Source organism: Glutamicibacter sp. Je.9.36 (genome assembly GCF_051129975.1).
Classification (GTDB): domain Bacteria; phylum Actinomycetota; class Actinomycetes; order Actinomycetales; family Micrococcaceae; genus Glutamicibacter.
The window spans coordinates 736,465-762,130 of sequence record NZ_JBCPSN010000001.1; the positions used below are offsets into that span (position 1 = coordinate 736,465).

Below are 25,666 nucleotides of genomic sequence, written 5' to 3' on the forward strand. Positions count from 1 at the left end.
GACACTCCATGACTGCCCCCGCCACTCATTCCGATTTCTTCCTACTCGATGCGGACCTGTCTTCCGAAGAACTGGCCATCCGCGACCGCGTGCGTGCTTACGGCACCAGCCAGATACAACCAGTCATCAATGACTACTGGGAACGTGCAGAATTCCCATACCAGGTCCTGCCGGGTCTCAAAGACCTCGGTGTGGTCGGAACGTTCATCGAAGGCTATGGATGCCCCGGTCTCTCGCGCCGAGCCTCGGGTATCGTCGCCCGCGAGATGGGCCGCATCGACGGCTCGATCAACACCTTCTTCGGCGTGCATTCCAACCTGGCAATGGGCTCGATCTACATGCTCGGCAACGAAGAGCAGCGCCAGCGCTGGCTACCTCAGATGGCCACGTTGCAGAAAACCGGCGCCTTCGCCCTGACCGAGCCGACCCACGGATCTGACTCCGTCTCATTGGAAACTTCCGCCCGCCGAGACGGAGATAGCTGGATCCTCTCGGGCCACAAGCGCTGGATCGGCAACGGCGACCAGGCCGATGTCACCGTGGTGTACGCTCGCGACGTGGCCGATGGAAAGGTCAAAGCATTCGTTGTGGAGAAGGATCCTGTACATGGATTCCCGGCCGGATACTGCCCACAGGTCATCGTGGGCAAGGTAGGCAAGCGCGGCATCATGCAGGCCGATATTGGGATCGAGAACGTGCGCATCCCGGCTGAGAACCGGTTGGAGCACTGCGAATCCTTCTCCGGGGTGAACCGAGTGCTTAAAGCAACCCGTGGCGGCGCCTCCTGGGAGGCGTTGGGTCACGGCATCGCCGCCTTCGAACTGGCGACCTCCTACGCACTGCAACGCGAGCAGTTCGGGGCGCCGATCGCCAGCTACCAGCTGGTCCAGGAGAAGTTGTCCACCATGCTCTCTGATCTGGTGGGCATGCAGTTAATGTGCAATCGCATGGCGCAGCTGCAGGAGCGCGACGAGTTCACTGCTCCTATGGCATCACTGGTCAAGATGACCACTTCGCGTAAAGCCCTGGCGATGTGCCGCGAAGCCCGCGACATGATGGGTGGCAACGGGTTGTTGTTGGAAAATCACGTATCCCGCCACCTGACGGACATGGAAGTTGTCTCGACCTACGAAGGCACCGACTCAGTCCAGGCGTTGATTGTCGGCCGCGATATCACCGGGCTTTCCGCGTTCACCCGCACGCGCAGCTCCGTGCTCTCCTAGAAAACAAGCACTACGCGCCGGGGCGCCCGGCCGCATTCGCGGTGCCCCGACGTGGCGCGTTATCGCGTGTCAGCTTCATTTGGGTTGGCCCAGCAAGGAGAATGGACTCGGCCCGCTTGTCGAAGTGAAAAGGAGCCGGCATTGATCCCTGTCATCGTGCTCACCGGATATCTGGGTGCAGGAAAAACCAGCCTGCTCAACCGCTTGCTGACCCGCCCGGGTACCCGCGTCGGGGTCATCATCAACGACATCGGCAAGGTCAACGTGGATACCGGGCTGATCACCGGCCAGATCGATGCGGCCGAATCCATTGCCGGCGGTTGCGTCTGCTGCCTGTCCGATAGCAGCGGCCTGGACGAGCTGCTGGAGAAGCTGGGCCAGCCGAAGCTGCGCCTGGATGCCATCATCGTGGAGGCCAGCGGCGCGGCCGACCCGCTGAACGTGGATCGGCTGCTGCGTTTCGGCAAGGCCCACGGGGTACGCTTCGGCGGCATCATCGACGTGATCGACGCGGTGGAGCATGAGCACACCGTGGATACCGCGGCGATGGCCCCGGCCCGCTTCAGCGCCACCAGCATGGTGGTGGTCAACAAGCTGGACCGCATTGCCCCGGAACACCGCGACGTGGTCCTGGCCAGGATCAGCGGACGGATCCGCGAAATCAACCCGCACGTTGCCATCATCCCGGCGTCGCACGCCGCCATAGACCCCGAGCTGGTCTTCGACATCGCCCTGAACGAAGACCCGATCGACGAGTTGCCGTTGGCGGCTGCCTCCCGCCCGCACCACGACCACGAGCATGCTCCGCACGCCAACGCGGTGACGGTGCGCTGCCCCGAGGCCGCGGATCCGGGTGCCCTCTTGGACCTGCTGGAGCACCCGCCTGCTGCGGCCTACCGGCTCAAGGGGCATGTAAAACTGCGCACCGATCGCGGCACGCAGCGCTTCCTGGTCAATATGGTGGGCCGGCAGATCCATTTTGCCGAAGCCACCGCCACCAGCGACCCAGCCGACGACGCACTGGTCGCCGTGGGAATGAACTTGGACGAGGAAGCGGTTGGCGCGGCGCTGGGTGATGCCTTGGCACCATCTTTCGGCCCGCCATCCGAACGGGATCTGACCCGCTTGCAGCGCAGAATGATACTTAGCGCTCGCTCGGATAACAGCGAAGAGACGAAGTAGATGCATCGGTGATGATCATTGCGCAAAGACTAATCTTCATGCCATCGCCAGCGTGATTAGGCAACTCGTTTCCGTGCGCCCTCGTGCCCAGAAGCACATATCGATAATCCGCCAGCTCGGCTAAACTGAAGCTAATTCTGTTGACCCCGGTCCCGACTTTTGTTGGCATCGGGGTCGATCTTTATCTCGGCGACAGGATTGCACTGTGGCAATCAAAGAAGTTAAAGAGTGGTCGTCAATTGCGGCTCAAATTCAACAGCTACGCCGCAGAGGAATGGATGTCAGCTGGGACCAGACAGAACATTGGCTCCGCTTCGTCGGTTATTACCGGTTGAGTGGTTACTGGCACCCCTTTCGTGTAGCACAGCCTGGCGGAAACAGAGACTCAAACTTCGTATCCGGGACGTCAATGAAAAATGTCGCGGCACTCTACGAATTCGACCGCAAGCTCGAAACCCATATTCTCAGTGGATTAGAACGTGTCGAAGTTGCCTGTCGCTCCCGCATCGCTGATGTGCTGGGCGAACGGGACGTGAATGCACTCTCTAACCCAGAGTATTTCCGTGATCCCGCACGGCACCACGAAATGATAGACACCGTGCAAAGCAGGATTCAGCGGGCCTTGAACTCAAAAGATCCCGTGGCTTTGCATCATCATGATTCGTACGATGGCCAGTACCCCATATGGGTTGCCATGGAGTTTCTGGATTTCGGTGATATCTCTCGTCTTTACGCGAATCTTCTGGATGCTGATCGAGAGCGAATAGCGAGGTGGTTCGGCTGGGCTCCCCCAGAGCGCCATCCTGAAGCAAAGTTTGGTGCAGCGTTCATGAACTGGCTGAAGCATTTGACAATCGTACGAAATACAGCTGCTCACCATTCCCGATTATGGAATAGAGTATTCGAACCAGTTTCCGTACGGCGGCTCAGCATGGTCTCCGGCCTAGCCGGCCTACGGGGCCAGCAAGACAGAATGTATGGAACTTCCGTAGTCCTCGCGCAATTGGTTTCTGTTACGTCTCCGGGGACGTCTTGGCCACGTCAGCTATCAGCATTATTGGAGGACAGCTTCAGCCTTATCGACGGTGTTGCTCTGGAGCAGCTTGGGTTCCCCGCCGACTGGCGAGATACCCTCACGGACCAGTGAAGTTCCGCTAAAGCAATGGAAAGTCACAAGATGCGATGTTGCCAGTTCACGTATAGAAAGTTCGCCGTTTAGCGAAGCTAGCTATGGACGACGAGTTTGCGCAATAACTCAAAAGGCACGGCTGCAGAGCATCGAGCTCCACATCCGTGCCTTGGCCCTGCTTACAACGCGATCTGGCGGTTCTGGTCCTTGTAGAGCAGGTAGCGGAAGTTCTCCGGGCCGCCGGCGTAGCAAGCCTGCGGGCAGAAGGCGCGCAGCGACATGTAGTCCCCGGCCTCGACCTCGACCCAGTCGCCATTCATCCGGTACACGCCCTTGCCTTCCAGCACGTACAGGCCGTGCTCCATGACATGGGTTTCGGCGAACGGAATGGATGCGCCTGGTTCGAAGGTCACGATATTCACGCCGAAGTCGAAGGCCACGTCGTTGGGATCGAGCATGCGGGTGGTGCGCCACTTGCCGTCGGTGCCCGGCATCGGGCCAGGTTCGATGTCGCGCTCATTGCCCACCACGGGAGCCGGTGCGGCCACTCCTTCGAGCACTTCGTAGCGCTTGCGCAGCCAGTGGAAGCTGGTGGTCTCGGTGCCGTCATTGCGGGCCGACCAGGTGGCGCCGGCTGGCAGGTAGGCGAAGCCGCCGTCCACCAGCACGTGCTCGGTGCCCTCGATGAGAAGGGTCAGCTGCCCGGTGAGCACGAAGATGAATCCCTGCACCTGGGCCTGCGGCTCCGGCTTGGTGGCGCCGCCGCCGGGGGCAACTTCCACGATGGCTTGGGAGAAGGTGGTGGCCCCGCCGGCGACCGGGCGGTTGAGCACCCAGGCACGGGTGTTGGTCCACTCGGGGAAGACGCTGGTGACGATGTCGCGCAGCACGCCTTTGGGGATCACGGTATAGGCCTCGGTGACGATGGCCCGGTCGGTGAGCAGATCGCTCTGCGGCGGGTGGCCGCCGAAGTCCGAGTAGTACGACGAGGAGTTCTGGATGGCTGGAACAGTCATGGTGTTGTCCTTAGGCGTGGGAGCGGTTCAAGGCGATCGCCTCGAGTTCGGGCAGGGTGATCTGGGCCAGTTCGGTGACCTCGTCGGCGGTGACCGCACCGCAGGCCACCCCGCGGTGGATGTAGCGGGCCAGGGCCCGTGCTGTGGCCGGCTCGTCCATGATGGCCGAGTTGATCTGGTGGACGTAGTTGCGCAACCGGGTTCCGGCTGCCTGCAGTCCTTCGCGGAAGAAGGCGAAGGTGGCCAGGTAGCGGGTAACCAGCTGGTTCTCGTGCATGTCCCAGCCCTGGTAGATGCCGCGGGACAGGTGGCGGGAGACCAGGCGGGCGTGCAGTTCCCAGGCGGCCGAGATGTTCTCCGGGTCGCCGGCCGGGATGATGTTGGTGGAGCCGTCGGACAGTTCCACCCCGGTGCCGGCCACGGCCACCTGCATGACGTCCTTGGCGAAGTCCGCTACCGGGTGCTCCATGGACTGGTATCCGGCGGCTACGCCCAGCGACGCGGAGTAGTCGTAGGTTCCGTAGTGCAGCGAGGATACCCGGCCCTTGCCCGAGGCGATCAGCTGGGCCACCGGATGGGTTCCGTTGGCGGCCAGGATGACCTGCGGGGTTTCCACCTGCACTTCGAAGCGTATGCGTCCGGCTTCTAGCCCGTGGGCTTCTTCCAGCTTTTCGGCCAGGTAGACCATGGACTCGACCTGGGCCACGGTGGTCACCTTGGGCAGGGTCAGGCGCAGGCCCTCGGGCAGCGGACCGTTGGCCACAAGCCGGGTGATGAACAGGTCCAGGGTGCGGATCCCTCGGGCCCGGGTGGGTGCTTCAAAGCACTTGAAGCGGATGCCGATGCAGGCCGGGGCCTTGCCGGCGGCCACCGCGGCGGATACCGAGTCGGCCGCGGCAAGCACTGCGGCGTCCTCCTCGGCATCCGTGCGGTTGCCGTAGCCGTCCTCGAAATCGAGGCGCAGATCTTCGATGGGTTCGCTTGCCAGCTTCGCGGCCACCAGTTCCGCCAAGCGCTCTGGTTCGGCCAGCTTGAGCTTGGCCGCCAAGGAGGATAGGCCAATCAGTCCTCCGGCAGTGGCTACTGCATTGTGGCCCCAACGTTCTGGGAGGTCCACGGTGTACTTGTCCCCGGGGACGTACACGGTATGGATCGGCTGGCGGGCTCCGGTATCCCCCGGGTAGGAGGTTTCCAGCAGCCGGTCGGTGGCTGCCAGCTTTGCTTCTACGCTGGCAAGCGTGGACTCATCGAAGGTGTTGCTCATGGCTTGGTCACGTATTCCTTTTCCAAGAGTTCGTAGGCTGGGGTGGTGAGGAAGTCCGCGAAATCCTCGTCCTTGCCGCTGGTCAGTTTCGCGATCAGTTCCGCTGCCGGCTGGTAGTAGGCGTTGAAGTGCTCTTCATTGTCGACCTCCGCGCGCAGGCGTTCAACCTCTTCGGCGAGAATGCCAGCAACCAGTTCGGCGGTGATGGTGTTGCCGGTGTCGGCGGCGACCACCTGGTTGCGGATCTGCTGCCAGATCTGCGAGCGCGAGATCTCCGCAGTGGCGGCGTCTTCCATCAGGTTGTGGATGGCGACCGCGCCGTTGCCCGAGAGCCACACGGCCACGTAGTTCACTGCCACGTAGAGGTTGGCGCGCACGCCGGCCTCGGTGACATCGCCGGGAGCGCTGGCCACGTCCAGCAGCTGGGCTGCGGTGACCTCGACCTCCGGGCGCTGGCGGTCGATCTGGTTCGGCTTCTCGCCGAGCTTCGCGTCGAAAATCTCCTTGCACAGCTCAACCAGGTCCGGGTGGGCGACCCAGGAGCCGTCGAATCCGTCGTTGGCCTCGCGGGACTTGTCCTCGCGGACCTTGCCGAAGGCGGCGGCGGTAACTTCTGGTTCGCGGCGGTTCGGGATGAACGCCGCCATGCCGCCCATGGCGAAGGCGCCGCGCTTGTGGCAGGTCTTGACCAGCAGCTCGGTGTAGGCGCGCATCATCGGCGCGGTCATCGATACGGCCGAGCGGTCGGGCATGATGAACGCTTCGCCGGCTTCGCGGAAGGTCTTGATGATGGAGAACAGGTAGTCCCAGCGGCCCGCGTTCAGGCCAGAGGCGTGCTCGCGCAGTTCGTAGAGGAATTCCTCCATCTGGAAGGCGGCCGGGATGGTCTCGATGAGCATGGTGGCGCGCACGGTTCCGTGGGCGATGCCCAGCTCGGCCTGGGCGAAGGTGAAGACCTCGTTCCACAGGCGCGATTCCAGGTAGTGCTCCATCTTCGGCAGGTAGTAGAACGGGCCCTGTCCCGATTCGGCGAGCACCTTGGCATTGTGGAAGAAGTGCAGGCCGAAGTCGACCAGTGCACCGACCGCCGGCTTGCCGTCGATGAGCACATTGTTCTCCGGCAGGTGCCAGCCGCGGGGGCGGACCACCACGACCGCGCGCGGGGCGTCGGTGCGCAGCGCGTAGGACTTGCCGGTTTTCGCATCGGTGAAGGCCAAGGTGCCCCGGGCGGCGGCCGAGAGGTTGGAGATCGCGTCGATGACATTGAACCAGCTCGGAGTGGAAGCATCTTCCAGGTCGGCCAGCCAGACCTTGGCGCCGGAGTTCAGCGCGTTGATGGCCATCTTGGCCGGGGAGGCCGGGCCGGTGATCTCCACGCGGCGGTCGCGCAGCGCCTCTGGGGCTTCGGCGACCTTCCAGTCGCCGGTGCGCACGGATTCGGTCTGCGGATCGAAGTCGATGGACTTGGCATCGGAGAACTGCTGGCGGCGCACGCCGCGTGCGGCCAGCAGCTGATCGCGGGTGCCAGCGAACTTCTGGTGCAGCTTCTCGATGAAGGCCAGCGCTTCGCCCGAGAGGATCTGCTGGGCATCGGCGGCGTCGGGGATGCTGGTGATTTCAATACTCATGGGTTGTTCCTTAACCTCTTGTGCTCTGTTCCAATGAAGGGTGCGTTGACATGCACCCTAAGGTCTTGCTGCGCAGCGCCTACTTGGCGGCGGCTGCGTCCTGCACTGCCATGGCCACATCGGAGGCGACCTGTGGGTCGAATACCGACGGGATGATGAATCCGGGGTTCAGCTCTGATTCGCTGACCCGCGCGGCAATGGCGTCCGCGGCGGCCAGGAGCATGGCGTCGGTGATCTCGGTGACGCCTGCATCCAGCAGCCCGCGGAAGAAACCTGGGAATGCCAGGACGTTGTTGATCTGGTTGGGGAAGTCGCTGCGCCCGGTGGCGACCACCGCCGCGTGGCGGCCGGCCAGTTCCGGGTCCACCTCGGGATCCGGGTTGGCCATGGCGAAGACGATGGCGCGCTCGTTCATGGCGGCGATATCGGCTTCGTCCAGCACGTTCGGGGCCGAGACGCCGATGAAGACGTCCGCGCCGGCGATGGCTTCCTTCAGGGTGCCGGTGAAGTTCTGCGGGTTGGTGTTTTCCGCCAGCCAGGTGCGGTGCGCATCGGCGTAGGCTTCGTTGCGGGTGATCGCGCCATTGCGTCCGCAGGCGATGATGTTCTGCGCGCCGCGGGCCATGAGCAGCTGGATGATCGCGTTGCCGGCCGCGCCGACCCCGGAGACCACGATGCGCAGGTCCTCGATCTTCTTGTCCACGACCTTCACCGCGTTGAGCAGCGCGGCCAGGGTGACAATTGCGGTGCCGTGCTGGTCGTCGTGGAAGACCGGGATGTCCAGCTCTTCGCGCAGCCGGGCCTCGATTTCGAAGCAGCGCGGGGCGGCGATGTCTTCGAGGTTCACCCCGCCGTAGACCGGTGCCAGCGCCTTGACGATCATGATGATCTCCTCGGTGTCCTGGGTGTCCAGGCAGACCGGCCAGGCATCGACATCGGCGAACTGCTTGAACAGCGCCGCCTTGCCTTCCATGACCGGCAGGGCTGCGGCCGGGCCGATATTGCCCAGTCCCAGCACGGCCGAGCCGTCGGTGACCACGGCGATGGTGTTGCGCTTGACCGTCAGGTTGCGCGCATCGGCAGGGTTCTCGGCGATGGCCATGCAGACGCGGGCGACACCCGGGGTGTAGGCGCGAGAGAGGTCATCGCGGTTGCGCAGGGCGACCTTGGGGGTCACCGAGAGCTTGCCGCCAAGGTGCATCAGGAAGGTGCGGTCCGAGACGTTGCGCACGCTTACGCCATCGAGGCTATCCAGCGCCGCGCGCACGGTCTCGCCGTGGGCCACGTCGGTGGTGTTGCAGGAAACGTCCACCACCATGTGGGTGTGGTTGGACTCGGTGACATCCAGGGCGGTGATGTGCGCGCCGGCCGAACCGACCGCGCCGGCCAGCTCGCTGGTCGCGGTAATCGACGCAGGTGTCTGGACGCGAAGCGTGAGTGAATATCCCGGGCTTGGTGCTGCCATCTGATCCTCCTGTAAAAGTTTCCGTATAGTGGATACTATTATCCTCAAAATGAAAATGCAAGAGTGTTTTGTGGTGCCCAGCACGATTTTTTGCCGAGTTAATATCGGATCGTGGAAGAAAAGCCTGATTCTGCGCTATTCTTGGGACTAGGATTTCGCATCGTAGAAGTAATGCGTAGCCCTCTTCCGAAACCAGTGCCTTTATTAGGAGCAAAGATGACGCAGACTTCCAGCAAGTCCACCACCGGCGGCGTCCAGTCCGTCGAACGTGCTTTCGAGCTCCTGGAAGTCATCGCCCGTGCCGGCGGAGAAGCCGCGCTCAGCGAGCTTGCCGCCGATACTCCCCTGCCATTGCCGACCATCCACCGCCTGCTGCGCACCCTGGTCGGCGTGGGCTACGTGCGCCAGCTGCCCAACCGCCGCTATTCACTGGGCCCGCGGCTGATCCGGCTGGGCGAGGTAGCCAACCGCCAGCTGGGCGCCTTGGCCTCCCCTGCGCTGAAGGATCTGGTCGCGAAGCTGGGCGAATCGGCGAATATCGCGGTGCTCGACGGAGACATGGTCACCTACATCGCCCAGGTGCAGTCAGCCCACTCGATGCGCATGATCACCGAAGTCGGACGCCGCGCCATGCTGCACAATTCCGGGGTCGGCAAGGCCGTGCTCTCGGTGCTGGATGACGAGCGCGTGCAGCGATTGGTCTCGCAGGCGGGCATGCCCCCGAAGACCGCGAACACCATCACCACCCTGGGCAAGCTGTTCACCGATGTCGAGGCCACCCGCGAACGCGGCTACGCCATCGACGAGGAAGAGCAGGAACTAGGGGTTCGCTGCATCGCCGTGCCAGTACCGGGCGCGCCAACGCCGATGGCCATCTCGGTTTCCGGCCCGGTGACCCGCGTGGACGAGGCCTTCATCGACAGCGCGGTGCCGGTATTGCAGGAGGCAGCCCGCGAACTGGGACGCCAGCTGGTGGCAGCAGCGGACTAGCCGCGCCGGATCTTCCTGCCCGGTCGGACAGGCCGGCGCACCGTGGATGCAAGGTGTCCCTCCCAGCGGGACTGGGCCCCCGCACTACCAGCGGCTCGGCTAGCGTGGGCTGGCGAAAGGGCTGAAGCCCGGCACCGCGCAGAGGAGTCCGACATGGCATCGAAAACCGTTCTTGCACCCGTCACCATCGATCAGCATGAAGTCGACCTGCTGGTCATCGGATCCGGCACCGGGCTGGCCACCGCGCTGGCTGCCAAGGAACTCGGCCTCAACGTTGCCGTGGCCGAGAAAACCCAGTACGTGGGCGGCTCTACCGCCCGCTCGGGTGGAGCCTTCTGGATTCCCGCCAATACGGTACTCAAGCGGGACGGCGCCGTCGATTCCCTGGAGCGCGGCGAAAAGTACATCGCATCCGTCGTGGAAGGATCCGGCCCGGCCGAGCGCTGGAAGGCCTTCCTGGAGTCCGGCGACGAGACCGTCAAGATGCTCGAACGCATGACCCGGCTGAGCTTCTTCTGGTCCAAGGGCTACTCCGACTACCATCCCGAATTGCCAGGCGGCAGCGCTGCGGGCCGCTCGGTCGAGTCGCGCCCCTTCGACTTGAACAAGCTTGGCGACCAGCTGATCCGCTTCCAGCCAGCCACCATGTCCGCCCCCATGCCGATGCCAGTGACCGGTGCGGACTACAAGTGGATGAACCTCATTGCCAAGGCCCCGCACAAGGCCTTCCCGCGCATCGTCAAGCGCCTCATCCAGGGCGCCGGAGGGCTGTTGATCGGCCGTAACTACAGCGCCGGAGGCCAGGCCATCGCCGGCGGCATGTACGCCGGGGCGCTGGATGCAGGCATTCCCATCTGGACCGAAGCGAAGCTGGTGGATATCGAATTCAGCGATTCGGCGGTCACCGGAGCGGTCCTGGAACAGGGCGGGGAACGGGTGAGCGTGCGCGCCAAGTACGGCGTGGTGCTGGCTGCCGGCGGCTACGACCATAATATGGCGATGCGCCAGCAGCACCAGAGCCCGTCGCTGGTCGAGGACCTGAGTCTGGGCGCCAAGGGCAACCACGGCGACGCCATTGCATTGGCGCAGCAGCACAACGCCCAGCTGGCGAGCATGCAGCAGTCCTGGTGGTTCCCGGCCGTTGCCCCGCTCAAGCCCGGATCCTCGCCCAAGATCCTGCTCGCCGAGCGTTCGCTGCCCGGATCGTTCATGGTGGACCAGTCCGGACGCCGCTTCATCAACGAGTCCACCGACTACATGAGCTTCGGCCAGGAGATCCTGCGCCGCGAGGCGGACGGCGACCCGGTTGGATCGATGTGGCTCATCTTCGACCAGGCCTACCGCGACAGCTACATCTTCGCCGGACAGTGCTACCCGCGCATGGCCCTTCCCGAGTCCTGGTACAAGGCCGGGGTGGCCCACAAGTCGTCGTCAATCAGCACGCTCGCGGGCAAGATCGCTGTTCCCGCGCGGGTTCTGGAACAGACCCTGGAGGCGTTCAACGAGGGCGCCGGAACCGGCATCGACGACCAGTTCCGCCGCGGCGAGTCCGCCTACGACCGCTACTACGGCGATCCGACCCAGAACCCGAATCCGAACCTGCGCGCGCTGGAGGGCAAGACCTACTACGCGGTGAAGATCGTGCTCTCGGACCTGGGTACCTGCGGCGGCGTGATGACCGATGCCCATGGCCGCGCACTGGACACATCCGGCGAGGTCATCCAGGGGCTCTATGCCCAGGGCAATACCGCCGCGAACATCTTCGGCAACGTCTACCCAGGTGCCGGAGCCACCATTGGGCAGGGACTGGTCTTCGGCACCATCATCGCCACCCATGCCGCGCAGAAGGCAGGCGAACTGGTCGCCAGCGCTTAGCTTTCGACGGTTCCGGGGCCAGTCGCGCCGGCCAAGGCCTGGCGCTCAGGGCCAGGCGTGCTACTGCGCGAACTGGGTTTCGTGCAGCTCGCTATAGCGTCCGCCGAAGGCCAGCAGCTCGCTGTGGGTTCCGCGCTCGACGATGCGCCCGCCCTCCACGACCAGGATCTGGTCCGCCGAGCGGATGGTCGACAGGCGGTGGGCAATAATCAGCGCCGTGCGGTCTGCCAGCGCCTCGCCCAGCGCCGCCTGCACCGCCGCTTCATTCGACGAGTCCAGGGCCGCCGTCGCCTCATCCAGGATGACTACCTGGGGTGCTGCCAGCAGCAGACGGGCAATGGTCATGCGCTGGCGTTCGCCACCGGAAAGCCGGTAGCCCCGCTCGCCCACCACGGTATCCAGGCCATCGGGCAAGGAAGCGATCACCGGCTTCAGCCGGGCACGCTCCAGCGCCTCCCAGATCTGCTCTTCGGTCGCTTCGGGCCGGGCCAGCGTCAGGTTGGAGCGGATGCTCTCGTGGAAGAGGTGCCCGTCCTGGGTCACCATGGACACCGTCGAGCGCAGCGAATCGAGCTCGAGCTGGCGGATATCCTCGCCGGCCAGTTCAACACTGCCCGAATCCACGTCGTACAGGCGCGCCAGCAGCGAGGCGATGGTGGACTTGCCCGCACCCGAGGAGCCCACCAGCGCGTAGGTTTGGCCCGCGGGGATCTCGAAGTCGATATCGTGCAGGACCTCTTCGCCGCCGCGGGTGTCCAGGATGGCGACTTCTTCCAGCGAAGCCAGCGAGACCTTGTCGGCGCTCGGGTAGGAGAAGCTCACGTGGTTGAATCTCACCGGCACCGCCCCGGCCTCGAGGCGGCGGGCGTTCGGAGCATCGGCAATCAGCGGCTCCAAGTCCAGCACCTCGAAGACGCGGTCGAAGCTGACCAGCGCGCTGGTGATTTCCACGCGCGCGTTGGCCAGTGCGGTCAGCGGCGTGTAGAGGCGGGTGAGCAGCATGCCCAGGACCACCACGTCGCCCGCGGCCAGATCGCCGCGCACCGCGTACATGCCGCCCAGACCGTAGACCAGGGCGAGGGCCAGGGCCGCAACCAGGGTCAGCGCGGCGACGAAGTAGAACTGGCGCATGGCCATCTTGACGCCGATATCCCGCACCTTGCCGGCACGCAGCGCGAATTGCTCGGACTCGTCCTTGGGACGGCCGAAAAGCTTGATCAAGGTGGCGCCGGGGGCGGAGAAGCGCTCGGTCATCTGGTTGCCCATGGTGGCGTTCAGGTCCGCGGATTCACGGCGCAGCAGGGCCACGGACCTGCCGAAATGGCGAGCGGGCAAGAGGAAAATCGGCAGCAGCACCAGAGCGATCAGCGTGACCTGCCACGAGGTGGTGAACATGACCGCAGCGGTGAGCACCAGCGCCACGGTATTGGAGACCAGCCCGGAAAGGGTTCCGGCGAAGGCGGATTGCGCGCCGATGACATCGTTGTTCAAGCGGCTGACCAGCGCACCGGTCCTGGTGCGCGAGAAGAATGCCACCGGCATTTTCTGCACATGGTCGAAGACTGCGGTGCGCAGGTCATAGATGATGCCCTCGCCCAAGCGCGAGGAGAACCAGCGGACCACTACGGACACCACCGCATCCAGGATCGCGATCCCCGCCATGACCAGAGCCAAGTTGATGATCGTCCGCACCCCGGATTGCGCGACGACTTCGTCGACCACCCGTCCAGCGAGCACCGGGGTGATCACGGCCAGGACGGCGGCGAAGATGGAGAAGACGACGAAGACCAGCAGCCGGGACTTGTAGCTGGCTGCGAACTTCAGCACTCGCTTAGGCGTGGTTGGAGCGTAGGCCTTGCCCTTGTCTCCTGACAGCTTCCATAGCGAATGCCAGGCGGCGCTTTCCATGCTCATAAGTGAGTGCTCTCAATCCTGCTGGGAGTAATCGGTGGGTTCCACCTTGGCCATGATCCCAGCAAGTCACCCACCGCTTCTAGGTAGGCTCAGCTTACGTCTGCAGCGGCGATGGAGCACAGCGCTCTTGCCGGTGGCGCAAAGACAGGACCAGTTCATTGAACGCTTGGCCAGCCCGGTTCATTCCGCACCGGCCTTCCGCCTGCCGCATTAGTCCCTCATGGTGAGGGGCGTGTTCCCGGCCCTGGCCATCACGAGCGCAACCGTTCCCCGAACACGGAAGATGCCTGCTAAACATGGATTTATTCCATGATCCAGAAGGGATTCATTCCGCATACTGAAATTATCTTTTTTCATTGCGGAATTCTGTGACGTGCCTTACAGTTGACAGCATTCAAGCCACGGGCATATACCTCGGAGCGCGTCCACCCTCAGGAGCAGCCATGAAAATCAAATCCGCAGACGACTTCCGGGTCGCGGAGCCAACCCCCAAGAAACCCTTCTACGCTTCATTGTTCTTCCAGCTTGGCGTCGCAATCGTCGCCGGTGTTCTGATCGGCCACTTCCTGCCGAAGATCGGATCAGGACTGCGCCCGTTGGGCGACGGATTCATCATGCTGATCAAGATGATCATCGCCCCGCTGATCTTCCTGGTGATCGTCACCGGCATCGCGGCGGTGGGCGACGTCAAAGCAGTGGGACGCGTTGGCGTCAAGGCATTGCTCTACTTCACCTGCGCCACGGTCTTTGCCTTGGTCTTCGGTCTGATCATTGCCAATGTTTTCCAGCCAGGCGCCGGATTGAACATCGACCCGTCATCCCTCGATGCCGGAGCCATCGAGGAGAAATCAGGGGAAGCCAAGAGCGCCGCCGACTTCATCCTGGGAATCATTCCGGTCAGCGTCATCGGCGCCTTCGCCGAGAACAACTTGCTGCAGGTGCTGTTCTTCTCGGTCTTCTTCGGAGCGGCCATCGTGGTCGTCGGCCAGGAACGCTGCGCACCGCTGCTCGCGGTGTTCGAGAACGTCCTGGAGCTGATCTTCAAGGTCATGAGCTGGGTCATGCGCGTTGCACCGCTGGGTGCATTCGGCGCCATGGGCTTCATCATCGGCCAATACGGCATCGAGACCCTGGGCACCTATGCGAAATTGATTCTCGCCTGCTACGCCGCGGCCTTGCTGTTCATCGGCATTCTTTTCTTGATCGCATGGGGATTTGCCCGGGTTCCGCTGTGGCAATTCATCAAGTACACCCGCGAGGAATTCCTGCTGGCCCTGGGCACCGCATCAACAGAGTCGGTGATGCCTCGCATCATGACCAAGCTGACCAATGCCGGATGCTCCCGCGCCACCACCGGCTTGGTGGTCCCAACCGGATATTCTTTCAACCTCGACGGCGCGGCCATTTACCTGTCCATCTCGCTGCTCTTCCTTGCCCAGGCATTCGGGCATAATCTCAGCTTCGGCCAACAGCTGGCCGCTCTGGGCATCTTGCTGCTGACCTCCAAGGGCATGGCCGGTGTCCCGGGATCCTCGTTCCTGGCCCTGTCGGCAACCGCCGCCGCTCTGGGCATTTTCCCGGTCGCCGGTGTGGCACTGCTGCTGGGCGCGGACCGCATCATGGATTCGATGCGCGTTGCCGTGAACCTGCTGGGCAACTGCGTGGCCACCTTCGTGGTCGCCAAATGGGAAGGACAGTTCGACCGCGAGGCGATGAAGCGCGCCTTCGCCGGGGAGATCACCAACGAGGACTCCGCCCGCATGCTCGGACGCGATGAGGAATGGGAAGCCCTGGAGACCGAACGCGTAGCCAACGGCGGCCAGCCTTCACCGAAGTTCGGCGGCGGCCCCACCCCGGAAGCCCTGCTCAAGTTCGATATGAGCCCGGCAACCGAAGCCGAAGCAGCTGCGGCCACGCAGAAAAGCTACCCCGATGAGGAACGCGCACAAGCGCACAGCTGAGGCAGGCGGTTGCCTCAAAGGCAACTGCGGGGATCCTGAGAGCTGATCGGCCGGGGTGCGCTGGAAGACTCCAGCTCACCCCGGCCGATCGCCGCTTCGCTTGCCAGCAGGGAAATTCGCCTCCAGCCGGGTCTGGCTAGATGGCGCTCCAGCCGGTATCCGAAGCCAGGACCACGCCGTTGATGTTGGTGCTGTCCTCGCTGAGCAGGAAGGTGATCGAGGCGGCGAGCTGGCTTGCGGTAGCCATGCCCGGGATGATGCCCATCAGCGGAGGGATTACCTGCTGGGCGAATTCGGAGGCCATTGGAGCCTCGATATTGGTCTGCACTGCGCCCGGTGCCACTGCGTTGAAACGCAGCCCCTTCTTGCCGTACATGACAGCCGAGTTCGTGGTCATGCCGATGACCGCGTGCTTCGAGGCGGTGTATGCGATGCCGGCGGCCGAGCCGCGCAGGCCGGCTTCCGAAGCCACATTGACCACGTTGCCCTGGCCGGCCTCGAGCATCAGCGGGACCACCGAACGGGTCAGCTTCAGAACGGAATTGACGTTCACATTCATGACCCGTTCCCAGGTCGAGTCCTCGATCTCGTGGATCGGCTCGAACTTGTCCATGATGCCGGCGACGTTGGCCAGCGCATCGATCCGCCCTTCGCCAGCTGCCACTACCTGGTCCACTACCGCTTGGTCGGTGATGTCGCCGGCCACGACGGCAAAGTCCAGATCCGGGTTCTCGGCAACAAGCTCATCGAGCCGTTCGCGGCTGATGTCCGCGGCGATCACCTTGCCGCCTTCCTTGGCCACGCGCAGCGCGGTGGCCTTGCCGATGCCCGAACCGGCACCGGTGACCACCACTGTCTTGCCGGCAAAACGTTCTGCGGTGACCTTTTCCTGCCATGCGTTTTCCATGCCCATAACCGTTCCTTCTGGTTGCCGATGAATTGGTAGTTTCATGTTATGACACACTGTGTCTTAACTCAATGGGCCATAATTGGGATATGCCTGACACCCAAGATTCCGTTGCCACGCACCTGCCTGGGCGCCCGCAGTCCATTGACCCCGACTCCGTGGCCCGCACCGCCCTGGCGCTCTTTGCCAAGCATGGCTATGGCGAAGTTTCGATGGCGCAAATTGCCGAAGAAGCGGGAATCGGACGCAAGAGCCTCTATCGCTATTTCGCTTCCAAGGCGGATTTGGTGTGGGGCGGCCTGCTGGAAGCTTCGGCCATTTCAGACGGCGCCTTCGCCTCGGCGAAGCAGGAGGGCCACGACCTGGTGGGTGCCATGCACGCTGCTGCGGTGGCAGCTTTCGATTCGCTGCCGGATCCGGAGGTCACGCGAGGACGCTTGCGGCTTATCGCGGACCAGCCCGAGCTCCTGGCCCAGGCCTCGATGCGGATGGGCAAGGACAACGAGCGGGTGCTGCGGCATTTCTCGGAAGGCGGGGTCAGCGCGCAGGCGGCGCCCTATCTGGCGCTGGCATTCGGCACGGTGACTTTTGCAGCATGGATCAGCTGGGCGCAATCTGCTGATCCCACCCCGGAACCGTACTTGGCCGAGGCGATCAAGGTGCTTCGCTTGCCGTAGCCTGCGGCGGTTGCTAGTGCTTCTCCGCCCAGTTGTCATCGATCATGGCCGCGAAGTCGAAGGCTTCGTCGAGGATCTCGCGTAGGGTACTGCCCGCCGTCCCAACCCATCGGGCCAATGCATGGTCGTAAAGGGCCAGACCCAGCAACGCGGCGGTTTCAGCCAGCCGCTGGTTCGCGCAGAAAGGCGACAGAGCCTGGGCCAGCGCTACCTGCTGCTCACGCCGGGATTCCTGCCAGCTGGCCCGGAGCGCAGGGGTGCTCCTGACCAGCTCAATGCGGCCCTGCATCGCCACCGGATCCTGCTCAGCGAATACTACTGCCGATTCAAAGCTGCGGCGCAAAAGCTCCAGCAAGCTCTCGCCCGGATGCGAAGACATGGAGCTGGCCATGTCGGAGAAGTGCGCGGTCATGGAACGCAACGCAGTAACTACCGCGTCCTCTTTTGACGAGAAGTACCGGAAGAACGTGGCACGGGATATTCCAATTGCCTGGGCCGCCTGCTGGGCGGTGACGTTCTCCATGCCGCGTTCGGCGAACACGGCATAAACCTGTTCCGCCAACTCGACTTTCATCTTTTCGCGCACTCGATCGCGAACCACGCTTCCCATGGCAAGAATTTTACTCTGAGATTCAAGGGCAGAAGTGAGACGCAGTCTCTTTATGCTGGTCATTACCACTTTAGCTACGGTGTGTCGTTTCGGTGGCAGTTCACGGAACTCAATAAATCACGGAACATGATGCCCGCTGAATCCTGCTTCGCTAGGCTCAAGAAGAGAGAAACTGACTACTCGAAGGACCACCATGGCACAGCAGATCGCAAACAGCATCGACCTCGGCCAGGGGTTGGAAGCCACCTCGCAGGGTTTTGGCTGCATGTCCCTGAGCGGGCCCTACGGATCGGCCGACGATGCCGAATCCCTGCGTACCTTGAACCATGTCCTTGATCGCGGCGTCACGTTCCTGGATACCGCCAACATCTACGGCGAAGGGCACAACGAAACCCTGCTCTCGCAGGTGCTCAGAACCCGTCGCGGCGAAGTCACCCTGGCAACCAAGGCGGGCATCGTGCGTCCGAAGAATCCGGGAGACCCACGCGCTAATGGCGACCCGGACTTCATCAAGAAATGCATGGATGCGAGCCTGCGGCGGCTGGGCGTAGACCACATTGACCTGTACTACTACCACCGGGTGGATTCCCGGGTGCCAATCGAGGAGACTGTCGGAGCCTATAAGGAGCTAGTCGAAGCAGGGAAGGCCAGGCACATCGGCTTGTCCGAAGTGACTTCCGAGGAGCTGCGCCGAGCCCACAAGGTGCATCCAATTTCCGCGATCCAGATGGAGTACTCGATTTTCAGCCGAGACATCGAAAGATGGCTCTTGCCAGCCGCCAGTGAACTCGGCGTGGGCCTGGTGACCTACGCGTCGCTGGGTCGCGGGTACTTCACCGGGGAAGTTGATTCCCTGCAGCAGCTTGAACCCAACGACATCCGCCATAACTTCCCGCGCTTCGAAGCGGCCCGCATGCAGCGCAACCATCCATTGCGCCAAGTCATCGCGGAGGTGGCCCAGCGCGAAGGTGTTTCTACCGCCCAGGTGTCACTGGCCTGGGTTTATGAAAAAGCACGCGCATTCAATATGGCCGTCTCCCCGATTCCGGGGACCCGCTTCAGCGCGCACTTCGAGGATAATCTGGGGGCGTTGGATGTCCGCTTGTCCCTGGAATCAATGTCGCAGCTGGATGCCTTGGCTGCCCAGGTGGACGGTGAGCGCCAGAAGGACGTGATGTCGGTGTCCAAGGGCCGTGAAGAGGTGCAGATGGCCAGGATGTAGCTTCGCTGATCGCTACTGCGTAGAGTCGTGAAGGTAGCGCATAGCCAGCAGCTGGCAGCAGGAAAGGACTATCCCATGAGAATCGCTTTGGCGCAGGTTCTGAGCACCGCTGATCCGCAGCGCAATCTGGTAACAGTGCGCGATCATGCGCGCCGGGCAAAGGAAGCAGGCGCCACGCTGGTGGTCTTCCCCGAGGCCATGCAGGTTTCCTTCGGCCACGATCTCGCCAAGTACGCGCAACCCCTGGATGGGCCCTGGGCTACACTGATCCGCCAGCAGGCGCGGGATATAGGCATCACCATTGCCGTGGGCATGTTCACCCCTGGTGAAGGCGGCCGGGTACGCAACACCTTGCTGGTCGCCGGTGAAGGCGTAGATACCCACTATGACAAGATCCACCTCTACGATGCCTTCGGCTATGCCGAGTCGGACTCGGTGACGCCCGGAACTTCTCCGGTGCAGTTCGAGCATGAGGGAACGACGATCGGCTTGGCCACCTGCTACGACTTGCGGTTCCCGCGCTTGTTCACCCGCCATGCGAAGGCTGGTGCAGCGGTCAACATCGTCAGCGCTTCGTGGGGCCAGGGAGAGGGCAAGGCCGAGCAGTGGACCACCCTTGCGCAGGCCCGCGCCTTGGACGCGACGACGTTCGTGGTGGCAGTGGACCAGGCTGATCCTGAAAGCATTGGACGCAAGATCACCGGTACCGCGCCTTTGGGCGTCGGGCATTCGGTGGTGGTTGATCCGCTAGGACGCATTATTGCCCGGGCCGGTGCAGTACCCGAGCTGCTGGTAGTCGATCTGGATCTCAGCCAGGTCGAGGCCGCTCGCAAGCAGCTGCCAGTGCTGGCCAACGCGGTCGACCTGTAGCCAGGCGGTTGGCTCAGCAGTTGAGGCTTGCCAGCCAGCCCATCGCTGGCGCCGGCGGCGAGGATGGGATCCCGGATAGCACTGCGCGCTTCCAGCAGGACCCCCGAGGGGATGTGCTCGCCCAATCCGAGTTTCCGCCCGGACGCATTTCGATGCCATGGCCCACCGCTCAGTGCGAGAAGCCCACGAGGCTCCCGGCCGCCCGCTGCGCGATAGCGGGGAATCCCGCTGGATCGGGTCGCGAATTCAGCGAAGGCCCGGCAGAAGCGTTGCGGTGTTGCGGTCGCCGGATGAATCGCCAGCACCACTCGCCTGCCAGCTTGCCCACCGTGGCCTGGACGCTGTCCTTGGCGGAGACGAGGACGCACACTGATACACCGAGGATACTCTGGGTCCCCATACCGCTATCCCCCAGATGCTGCTGATCGGTGAACGGGTTTTTCACAGCAGCGGATATTACTCGGCAAGATCCAGCATCGGCGCTTTGCGCTTGAATCCGCCAGTCACGTAGGCGAGATACACCAGGCCCAGCCCGATCCAGGCCAAGCCGATCACCAGCGAGAGACCGCTGAGGCTTGTCCATAGCCAAATTGTCAGGGCCAGGCCAATCAACGGCAGCACCAGGTAGTTGATCGTAGCCGCCATTCCGCGTTGGCGGTGGGCCAAGTAGAAGTACTTGATCACGGCGAGGTTCACTGCGGAGAAGGCGACAAGTGCACCGAAGCTGATCATCGCGGAGACCATTTCCAAACTTGCGAATAGGGCCGTCAGCGAGATCAAGGAAACGATGATTATTACGAACGTCGGGGTCTTGAAGCGAGGATGCAGGTACCCGAAGACCTGCCGGGGAAGCACACCGTCGCGTCCCATGCTGTAGAGGATTCGCGACACCGATGCCTGCGAGACAAGTGCCGATCCCATTGTGCCGCAGATGAATCCGGCCGTGAAGAAGATGGAGAGGAATTGGCCGCCCACTGTGAAGACCACCTGAATGGAGGCCGAATCCGCGTTCGCGAATTCATGGCTCGGGTAAACCAGATGCGAGAGGTAGGCCAGAGCCACGAATAGGAAGCCGCAGATCAAGGTCGTCAGCAAGATGGCGCGCGGCAAATCGCGCTTCGGGTTGCGGGCCTCCTCGGCGAATGTCGTGATCGAGTCGAAGCCGAGGAAGGAAAGGCAGAGAATCGCAGCGCCCGCAGCCAGTGGCGCGAATCCGCCCGCCTCCCCGGATCCGCGCAATGGGGCAAAGAGGTCAAGGGCGGCCTGTCCTCGGAGGTACACAATGGAGAAGCCGACGAACAGGATGATGAACAGGAACTGGAAGCCGATAATCACGATGTTCGTTCTGGCCACAGAAACAATGCCAATGATGTTAAGGACTGTCACCAGCACCATCCCAGCCAGCATGAAGCCCCAGGGCGGGACCATCGGGAAGAACTCATTGAGGTAGATCCCCAAGAGCAGGTAGTTGATCATTGGCAGGAAGAGATAATCCAGCAAGAGCGCCCAGCCGGCCATGAAGCCGATGTTCGATCCGAAAGAGCGCTGGGTGTACACGTAGGCGGATCCGCCCACCGGAAATGCCTGAGACATCAAGCCGTACGATCGTGCCGTGAATAGCATGGCGACCAAGGTAATCGCGTAGGCCACCGGAAGCCGTCCACCAGTAATTTCTGTGACAATGCCGTACGTGCTGAAGATCGTCAGCGGCACCATGTACACCATGCCGAAAAGCACCAGGTTCGGCAGCCCGAGCACCCTGTTCATCTGTGCCGGCGCTTTCGCTGTGCTTCGCACGCCTTGCTGGACCTGCCTCATCGTGGCTCCTTTTCTGCGCTTGCCCCGTCACCTCTGCATGACGAGTAAGACTTTCCTAGGGCAGCCGTGCTAATTGCCCAAAATAATGAATATCGTTCACTTAATGTAGTGACACAGCTCACCGATAACAAGAGGGGCCTGCCCGCAGGGCGATGTTTCCAGCCGATGAACGCAGGGCGTAAGTTGCTCGCAGTTCCCCCGCGAAAAGGACGGATCGCCTGCATGACTTGGAGATTATCGGCCGCGACAAGCAGTCGAGGTGACCCGCTCGCGCCCCTTCGGCAGAGCAAAATAAATTTATATTATTAATTTCAGGGAAACATCTTAAAGGGTTAGCTGCCGCGCAGCTAGGGCTGGGCGACTTCCCGCTCGACCGCCGAAAGGAGGGCTCGTAGCCCGAATTCAAAGGACTGGGAGCTGACACTGGTTCGAGCTTGCCGCGCATAGGCCTCGCCCAGCTCCATAACCTCCCCATGACTGCTGCGAACAGTCCCCTGATTGTCTGCCGGCACGGTGGCAACGTGGGCTCCCGGGGCGACGATATCCAAGGCAGCCCCGACAATCAGCGATTCGATCGCCACCATGACCATAAGAATGCGAGGAACTGCCACACCGGCGCGACGCAGGATCCGGCCCATTTCCTCGTAGATCACACCTGATTCCGACTCCTCGGAAATGGGAGTGGCGACAATCAGTTCCACTGCTGCGGGAACCCGGAGCAGCGCATCGCGGAACACCATCGCGAAATGGAACAGCGCTTCGGTCCACGGCAAGTCAGCCAACATGCTCCGATCGATGGAGCGCACCATGTCGCGGCGCATCAGGTTCACCAGATGCTGGCGGTTGTCCACATGGTTGTAGAGCGCCGGGGTGCGCACGCCCAGGGAGCGCGCCAGACGCCCCATAGAGAACTCCTCGGGCCCCACTTCTTCGAGCAGGGCAAAGGCCGCATCAACGATGCCTTGCTGGGTCAGGATCGGCGTAGCCGGCCGTCCTGCGACTCTTTGCGACATGAGAACCATCCTGCGTCGTTGGTTAATCCGCTTCCATCCAACCATGGACAGCTGGTTCATCTCCGTTTAGACTCATAAATAATTAATATCATTAATTTGAGGAGTCAAACGATGACCAGTCCACAGACGGTGCTCTATGCAAGGACCATCCACTCGCTGGCTCAGGAACACCCCGCCAGCGCTTTGGGGATCACTGATGGCCGCATCTCGCATGTGGGCACTAGGGAGCAGGCCCAAGGCTGGATCGCAGACGGAACCACGGTCATCGACTACGGCGAAGCCGCGATAACCCCGGGGCTCGTCGATGCGCACATTCATCCGGTCTTCGGGCAGTCAGTGGCCCGAGGCGTCTTCCTCGGCGACGCCAGGACACTCGATGAGGCCAAATGGCTCATCGCAGGGCATGCGCAGGCCTGTGCGCCCGGCGATGTGGTACTCGGCCATGGCCTGAACGTGGCGATCTTCGGCACCGCGGAGCCCAGCGGGCAGTTCCTCGACGAAGCCGCCCCCGGGCGGCCCAGCTACGCCACCTGCTTCGATGCGCATTCAGCCGTGGCCTCTTCGGCGATGCTCCAGCTAGCAGACATCGACGGCAGTGAGCGTTTCGCCGACGGCTCCAGCGTCGTGGTAGACCATGAAGGCCGGCCCACCGGCTTCCTCCGGGAATTCGCCGCCATGGCGCTAGCCGAGAAGGCATTGCCGGCGCTTGGCATCGACGACAAGGTGGAAGCCGTCTACCGGCTGCTGCGGGACATGGCGGCCAGCGGGCTGACCGGCGGAGAAATGCTGGATCTGGCCGATCCTGATTCATTGGAGATTTTCCGGCGCCTGGAGCTGCGCGGCGAATTGCCGATCAAGCTGCGCATCGCCCCGTGGATCATGGCCAGCGATCCGGCAGAAACCCTCGAGCAGGTCATCGCGCTGCAGGGAGAACGCGGACGCCGCTGGCAGGTGCGCGGCGCCAAGCTGATGATCGACGGGACGGTGGACAACGGCACCGCCTGGCTCTACGAGCCGGACATCGAAGGCGAATCCACCGAATCCCTCTACCGGGATCCAAGCCGCTATGTGGCCAATCTGCGCGCCCTTGCGCAGGCCGGCGTGACAACCACGACCCATGCCATCGGCGACCAGGGCATCGGCTTCGTCATTTCCGCCATTGCATCGCTGCCCGACAATGGGCTGCGCCACCGGATCGAGCATCTGGAAGAACTCAACGACGAGGATTTCTCCCGGCTTAAGGCTTCCGGGGCCACCATCAGCATGCAGCCCACGCATTGCACGCATTTCGTCCGCGCCGACGGATCGGATGCCTGGTCCCGGCGGCTGGGCCAGCATCGCGCCAGCTTCGCCTACCGCCTGCGTGATGTCAAGGATGCCGGCATGGTGCTGGCGCTGGGCTCCGACTGGCCCATCGCTCCTTTCGACCCGCGGCTGATCATGGCAGACGCGCAGACCCGCAGGCGCACCGAAGTGCCCGGCAGCGACAGCGTGCAGCCACGCCATCGCCTGTCGGCTCGCGAAGCTCTGGAAGGCTACACCGTGAACGTCTACGAAAGCACCGGGGCCACTGGCGGCCGCTTGGAAGCCGGGATGCCTGCGGACCTGACGATCTTCGCTGCAGATCCGCTGGCCGCAGCCCCCGAGGAGCTTTGCACCATGGAGGTGCTGGGCACCTATGTCGATGGCAAGCTGGTGGATTTGGGAGCCGGTCTTGGGGCGGCCGACGCGGAGCCGGCGAGCGCGCGCCGGTAGTGGGCAAGCGCCTGCTGCCACGCTGCTGGGATAGCTCTTCCACTCGGACAAATGTCCACATAGGGTAGAAGTAGCCATCTGACTTTGCCTGCCATCGGAGCCTTCAGTGCCACTAGCCTTACCCGAATCCACGCTGCCCCATCCCTCCTCGGCTCCTGCGCTGAATTGGGGCATCCTCGGGCCGGGGTGGATCGCCTCGCAGTTTGCCGCATCGCTGAACGACTTGACCGCCAGCCGGCTCGCAGCAGTCGGCTCGCGCACCTTGGCCCGCTCCGAGCAGTTCGCACGCACCTACGGAGACGCCGGAACCCGGGCCTTCGGCTCCTATGCCGAGGTGCTCGGGGACCCTGGGGTGGATGTCGTCTACATCGCCGTCCCGCACAGCGGCCACGCGGAACTTGCGCTCGAGGCGATCGCCGCGGGCAAGCATGTCCTGGTGGAGAAGCCCATGAGCCTGGACGCCGGGCAAACTTCCCGGATCATCGAGGCGGCCAAGGCTGCCGGAGTTTTCGCCATGGAAGCCATGTGGTCACGATTCCTGCCCATCGGCAATGTGGTTTCACAGGTCGTCAAGTCCGGAATCCTGGGGCAGATCATCACCGTCCAGGCTGATTTCGGCGCCAAGTTCGAGGTCGACTACGACTCGCGCATCTACGACCCGGCACTCGGCGGCGGGGCCCTGCTGGATGTCGGCGTCTACCCTATTGCCTTCAGCGCCATGGTCTCCCCTGCCAAGCAGCTCCTGCACGCTTCGGGACGCATGGCCAAAACCGGGGTTGACGCTACCCTCACCGCGGTGCTTTCCAATGAAGACGGTTCCACGGCAACGGTCTTCAGCAGCATCGAAACCGATTCGCCGCAGGGCGCATGGATTGCCGGCACGCAGGGCACCTTGGAACTCCAGCGCCCGATTTGCTGCGGTTCCGGGCTGGTGCTGCGCAGTGCCGACGGCAAGATCGCCGACAGCCGCGAGTTCACGGAAACCTCGCCTACTGCCGGTTTGGGCTGGGAAGCGGCCCACGTGGCCCAGTGCATTGCCCAGGGCCTGGCCGAATCCCCGGTCATGCCGCTGGCTGAATCGCTGGCGATTGCGCAGACCATGGATCAGATCGCGGCCACGCTGCGCACCAGCTAGTTTCCCAGGCCG

Annotated in this window: 21 protein-coding genes; 11 read left to right on the top strand and 10 right to left on the bottom strand. The window is 63.0% G+C overall.

The window, feature by feature from the left end; genetic code table 11:
• Window positions 1–8 precede the first annotated feature (8 nt).
• From AAZQ98_RS03425 to AAZQ98_RS03435, 3 genes are all read left to right on the top strand, one after another.
• Window positions 9–1,223, top strand: coding sequence for an acyl-CoA dehydrogenase family protein (locus AAZQ98_RS03425; protein ID WP_434689836.1), 1,215 nt, complete (start codon window positions 9–11; stop codon window positions 1,221–1,223).
• Between the two features lie 141 nt (window positions 1,224–1,364).
• A complete protein-coding gene (locus AAZQ98_RS03430) occupies window positions 1,365–2,405 on the top strand; it encodes a CobW family GTP-binding protein (RefSeq protein ID WP_434689839.1) in 1,041 nt (346 codons plus the stop codon).
• Window positions 2,406–2,610: 205 nt separating this feature from the next.
• The gene (locus tag AAZQ98_RS03435; protein ID WP_434689840.1) at window positions 2,611–3,552 is read left to right on the top strand and encodes an Abi family protein; all 942 of its coding nucleotides are present in this window, start codon (window positions 2,611–2,613) and stop codon (window positions 3,550–3,552) included.
• 161 nt (window positions 3,553–3,713) lie between these two features.
• Here AAZQ98_RS03435 and AAZQ98_RS03440 read toward each other — a convergent pair whose 3' ends face one another.
• The 4 genes from AAZQ98_RS03440 to AAZQ98_RS03455 form a co-directional block, all read right to left on the bottom strand.
• Window positions 3,714–4,550 carry a bifunctional allantoicase/(S)-ureidoglycine aminohydrolase gene (locus AAZQ98_RS03440; RefSeq protein WP_105656506.1) on the bottom strand — a complete coding sequence of 279 codons (837 nt, stop codon included), beginning with the start codon at window positions 4,548–4,550 and terminating at the stop codon, window positions 3,714–3,716.
• 10 nt (window positions 4,551–4,560) lie between these two features.
• Complete coding sequence (locus tag AAZQ98_RS03445; RefSeq protein WP_434689842.1) at window positions 4,561–5,814, bottom strand: DUF6986 family protein; 1,254 nt, start codon at window positions 5,812–5,814, stop codon at window positions 4,561–4,563.
• On the bottom strand, window positions 5,811–7,442 hold the full coding sequence (gene aceB, locus AAZQ98_RS03450; RefSeq protein WP_434689845.1) for a malate synthase A: 1,632 nt from the start codon (window positions 7,440–7,442) through the stop codon (window positions 5,811–5,813). Before aceB ends, AAZQ98_RS03445 begins: the two co-directional genes overlap by 4 nt.
• 79 nt (window positions 7,443–7,521) lie before the next feature.
• Entirely contained in the window at window positions 7,522–8,907 is a 1,386-nt protein-coding gene (locus AAZQ98_RS03455) for an NAD-dependent malic enzyme (protein ID WP_133833866.1), read from the bottom strand.
• 216 nt (window positions 8,908–9,123) lie between these two features.
• Between AAZQ98_RS03455 and AAZQ98_RS03460 the strand changes: the two genes are divergently transcribed.
• Both AAZQ98_RS03460 and AAZQ98_RS03465 read left to right on the top strand, forming a co-directional pair.
• Window positions 9,124–9,897 (top strand): IclR family transcriptional regulator, encoded by a 774-nt coding sequence (locus AAZQ98_RS03460; RefSeq protein WP_105656510.1) that lies wholly within the window; start codon window positions 9,124–9,126, stop codon window positions 9,895–9,897.
• A gap of 153 nt (window positions 9,898–10,050) precedes the next feature.
• Window positions 10,051–11,772 (top strand): 3-ketosteroid-delta-1-dehydrogenase, encoded by a 1,722-nt coding sequence (locus AAZQ98_RS03465; protein ID WP_434689848.1) that lies wholly within the window; start codon window positions 10,051–10,053, stop codon window positions 11,770–11,772.
• A 60-nt stretch (window positions 11,773–11,832) separates the two neighbouring features.
• Here AAZQ98_RS03465 and AAZQ98_RS03470 read toward each other — a convergent pair whose 3' ends face one another.
• Window positions 11,833–13,686 (bottom strand): ABC transporter ATP-binding protein, encoded by a 1,854-nt coding sequence (locus AAZQ98_RS03470; RefSeq protein WP_105656511.1) that lies wholly within the window; start codon window positions 13,684–13,686, stop codon window positions 11,833–11,835.
• A gap of 443 nt (window positions 13,687–14,129) precedes the next feature.
• Here AAZQ98_RS03470 and AAZQ98_RS03475 point away from each other — a divergent pair, with 443 nt between their 5' ends.
• Window positions 14,130–15,647 (top strand): cation:dicarboxylate symporter family transporter, encoded by a 1,518-nt coding sequence (locus AAZQ98_RS03475; protein ID WP_434689850.1) that lies wholly within the window; start codon window positions 14,130–14,132, stop codon window positions 15,645–15,647.
• 136 nt (window positions 15,648–15,783) lie between these two features.
• On the opposite strand, the gene AAZQ98_RS03480 is transcribed toward AAZQ98_RS03475, so the two are convergent.
• Window positions 15,784–16,560 (bottom strand): SDR family NAD(P)-dependent oxidoreductase, encoded by a 777-nt coding sequence (locus AAZQ98_RS03480; protein WP_434689851.1) that lies wholly within the window; start codon window positions 16,558–16,560, stop codon window positions 15,784–15,786.
• A gap of 83 nt (window positions 16,561–16,643) precedes the next feature.
• Here AAZQ98_RS03480 and AAZQ98_RS03485 point away from each other — a divergent pair, with 83 nt between their 5' ends.
• A complete protein-coding gene (locus tag AAZQ98_RS03485; protein ID WP_400341786.1) occupies window positions 16,644–17,231 on the top strand; it encodes a TetR family transcriptional regulator in 588 nt (195 codons plus the stop codon).
• Between the two features lie 13 nt (window positions 17,232–17,244).
• Here the strand turns inward: AAZQ98_RS03485 and AAZQ98_RS03490 are convergent, their stop codons facing one another.
• Entirely contained in the window at window positions 17,245–17,841 is a 597-nt protein-coding gene (locus tag AAZQ98_RS03490) for a TetR family transcriptional regulator (protein ID WP_434689853.1), read from the bottom strand.
• Between the two features lie 193 nt (window positions 17,842–18,034).
• Between AAZQ98_RS03490 and AAZQ98_RS03495 the strand changes: the two genes are divergently transcribed.
• Together AAZQ98_RS03495 and AAZQ98_RS03500 are read left to right on the top strand one after the other, a co-directional pair.
• Window positions 18,035–19,063, top strand: a complete 1,029-nt coding sequence (locus AAZQ98_RS03495; protein WP_434689856.1) for an aldo/keto reductase — start codon at window positions 18,035–18,037, stop codon at window positions 19,061–19,063.
• 75 nt (window positions 19,064–19,138) lie between these two features.
• Window positions 19,139–19,933 (top strand): carbon-nitrogen hydrolase family protein, encoded by a 795-nt coding sequence (locus AAZQ98_RS03500; RefSeq protein WP_434689858.1) that lies wholly within the window; start codon window positions 19,139–19,141, stop codon window positions 19,931–19,933.
• Between the two features lie 169 nt (window positions 19,934–20,102).
• Here the strand turns inward: AAZQ98_RS03500 and AAZQ98_RS03505 are convergent, their stop codons facing one another.
• The 3 genes from AAZQ98_RS03505 to AAZQ98_RS03515 all read right to left on the bottom strand — a co-directional run bounded on the left by AAZQ98_RS03505 (window position 20,103) and on the right by AAZQ98_RS03515 (window position 22,764).
• A complete protein-coding gene (locus tag AAZQ98_RS03505; RefSeq protein ID WP_434689859.1) occupies window positions 20,103–20,333 on the bottom strand; it encodes a hypothetical protein in 231 nt (76 codons plus the stop codon).
• Window positions 20,334–20,389: 56 nt separating this feature from the next.
• On the bottom strand, window positions 20,390–21,751 hold the full coding sequence (locus AAZQ98_RS03510; protein WP_434689862.1) for an APC family permease: 1,362 nt from the start codon (window positions 21,749–21,751) through the stop codon (window positions 20,390–20,392).
• A 347-nt stretch (window positions 21,752–22,098) separates the two neighbouring features.
• On the bottom strand, window positions 22,099–22,764 hold the full coding sequence (locus AAZQ98_RS03515) for a TetR family transcriptional regulator (protein WP_434689864.1): 666 nt from the start codon (window positions 22,762–22,764) through the stop codon (window positions 22,099–22,101).
• Between the two features lie 111 nt (window positions 22,765–22,875).
• Between AAZQ98_RS03515 and AAZQ98_RS03520 the strand changes: the two genes are divergently transcribed.
• Together AAZQ98_RS03520 and AAZQ98_RS03525 are read left to right on the top strand one after the other, a co-directional pair.
• The gene (locus AAZQ98_RS03520; RefSeq protein WP_434689866.1) at window positions 22,876–24,519 is read left to right on the top strand and encodes an amidohydrolase; all 1,644 of its coding nucleotides are present in this window, start codon (window positions 22,876–22,878) and stop codon (window positions 24,517–24,519) included.
• 106 nt (window positions 24,520–24,625) lie between these two features.
• Entirely contained in the window at window positions 24,626–25,654 is a 1,029-nt protein-coding gene (locus AAZQ98_RS03525) for a Gfo/Idh/MocA family protein (RefSeq protein WP_434689868.1), read from the top strand.
• Window positions 25,655–25,666 lie beyond the last annotated feature (12 nt).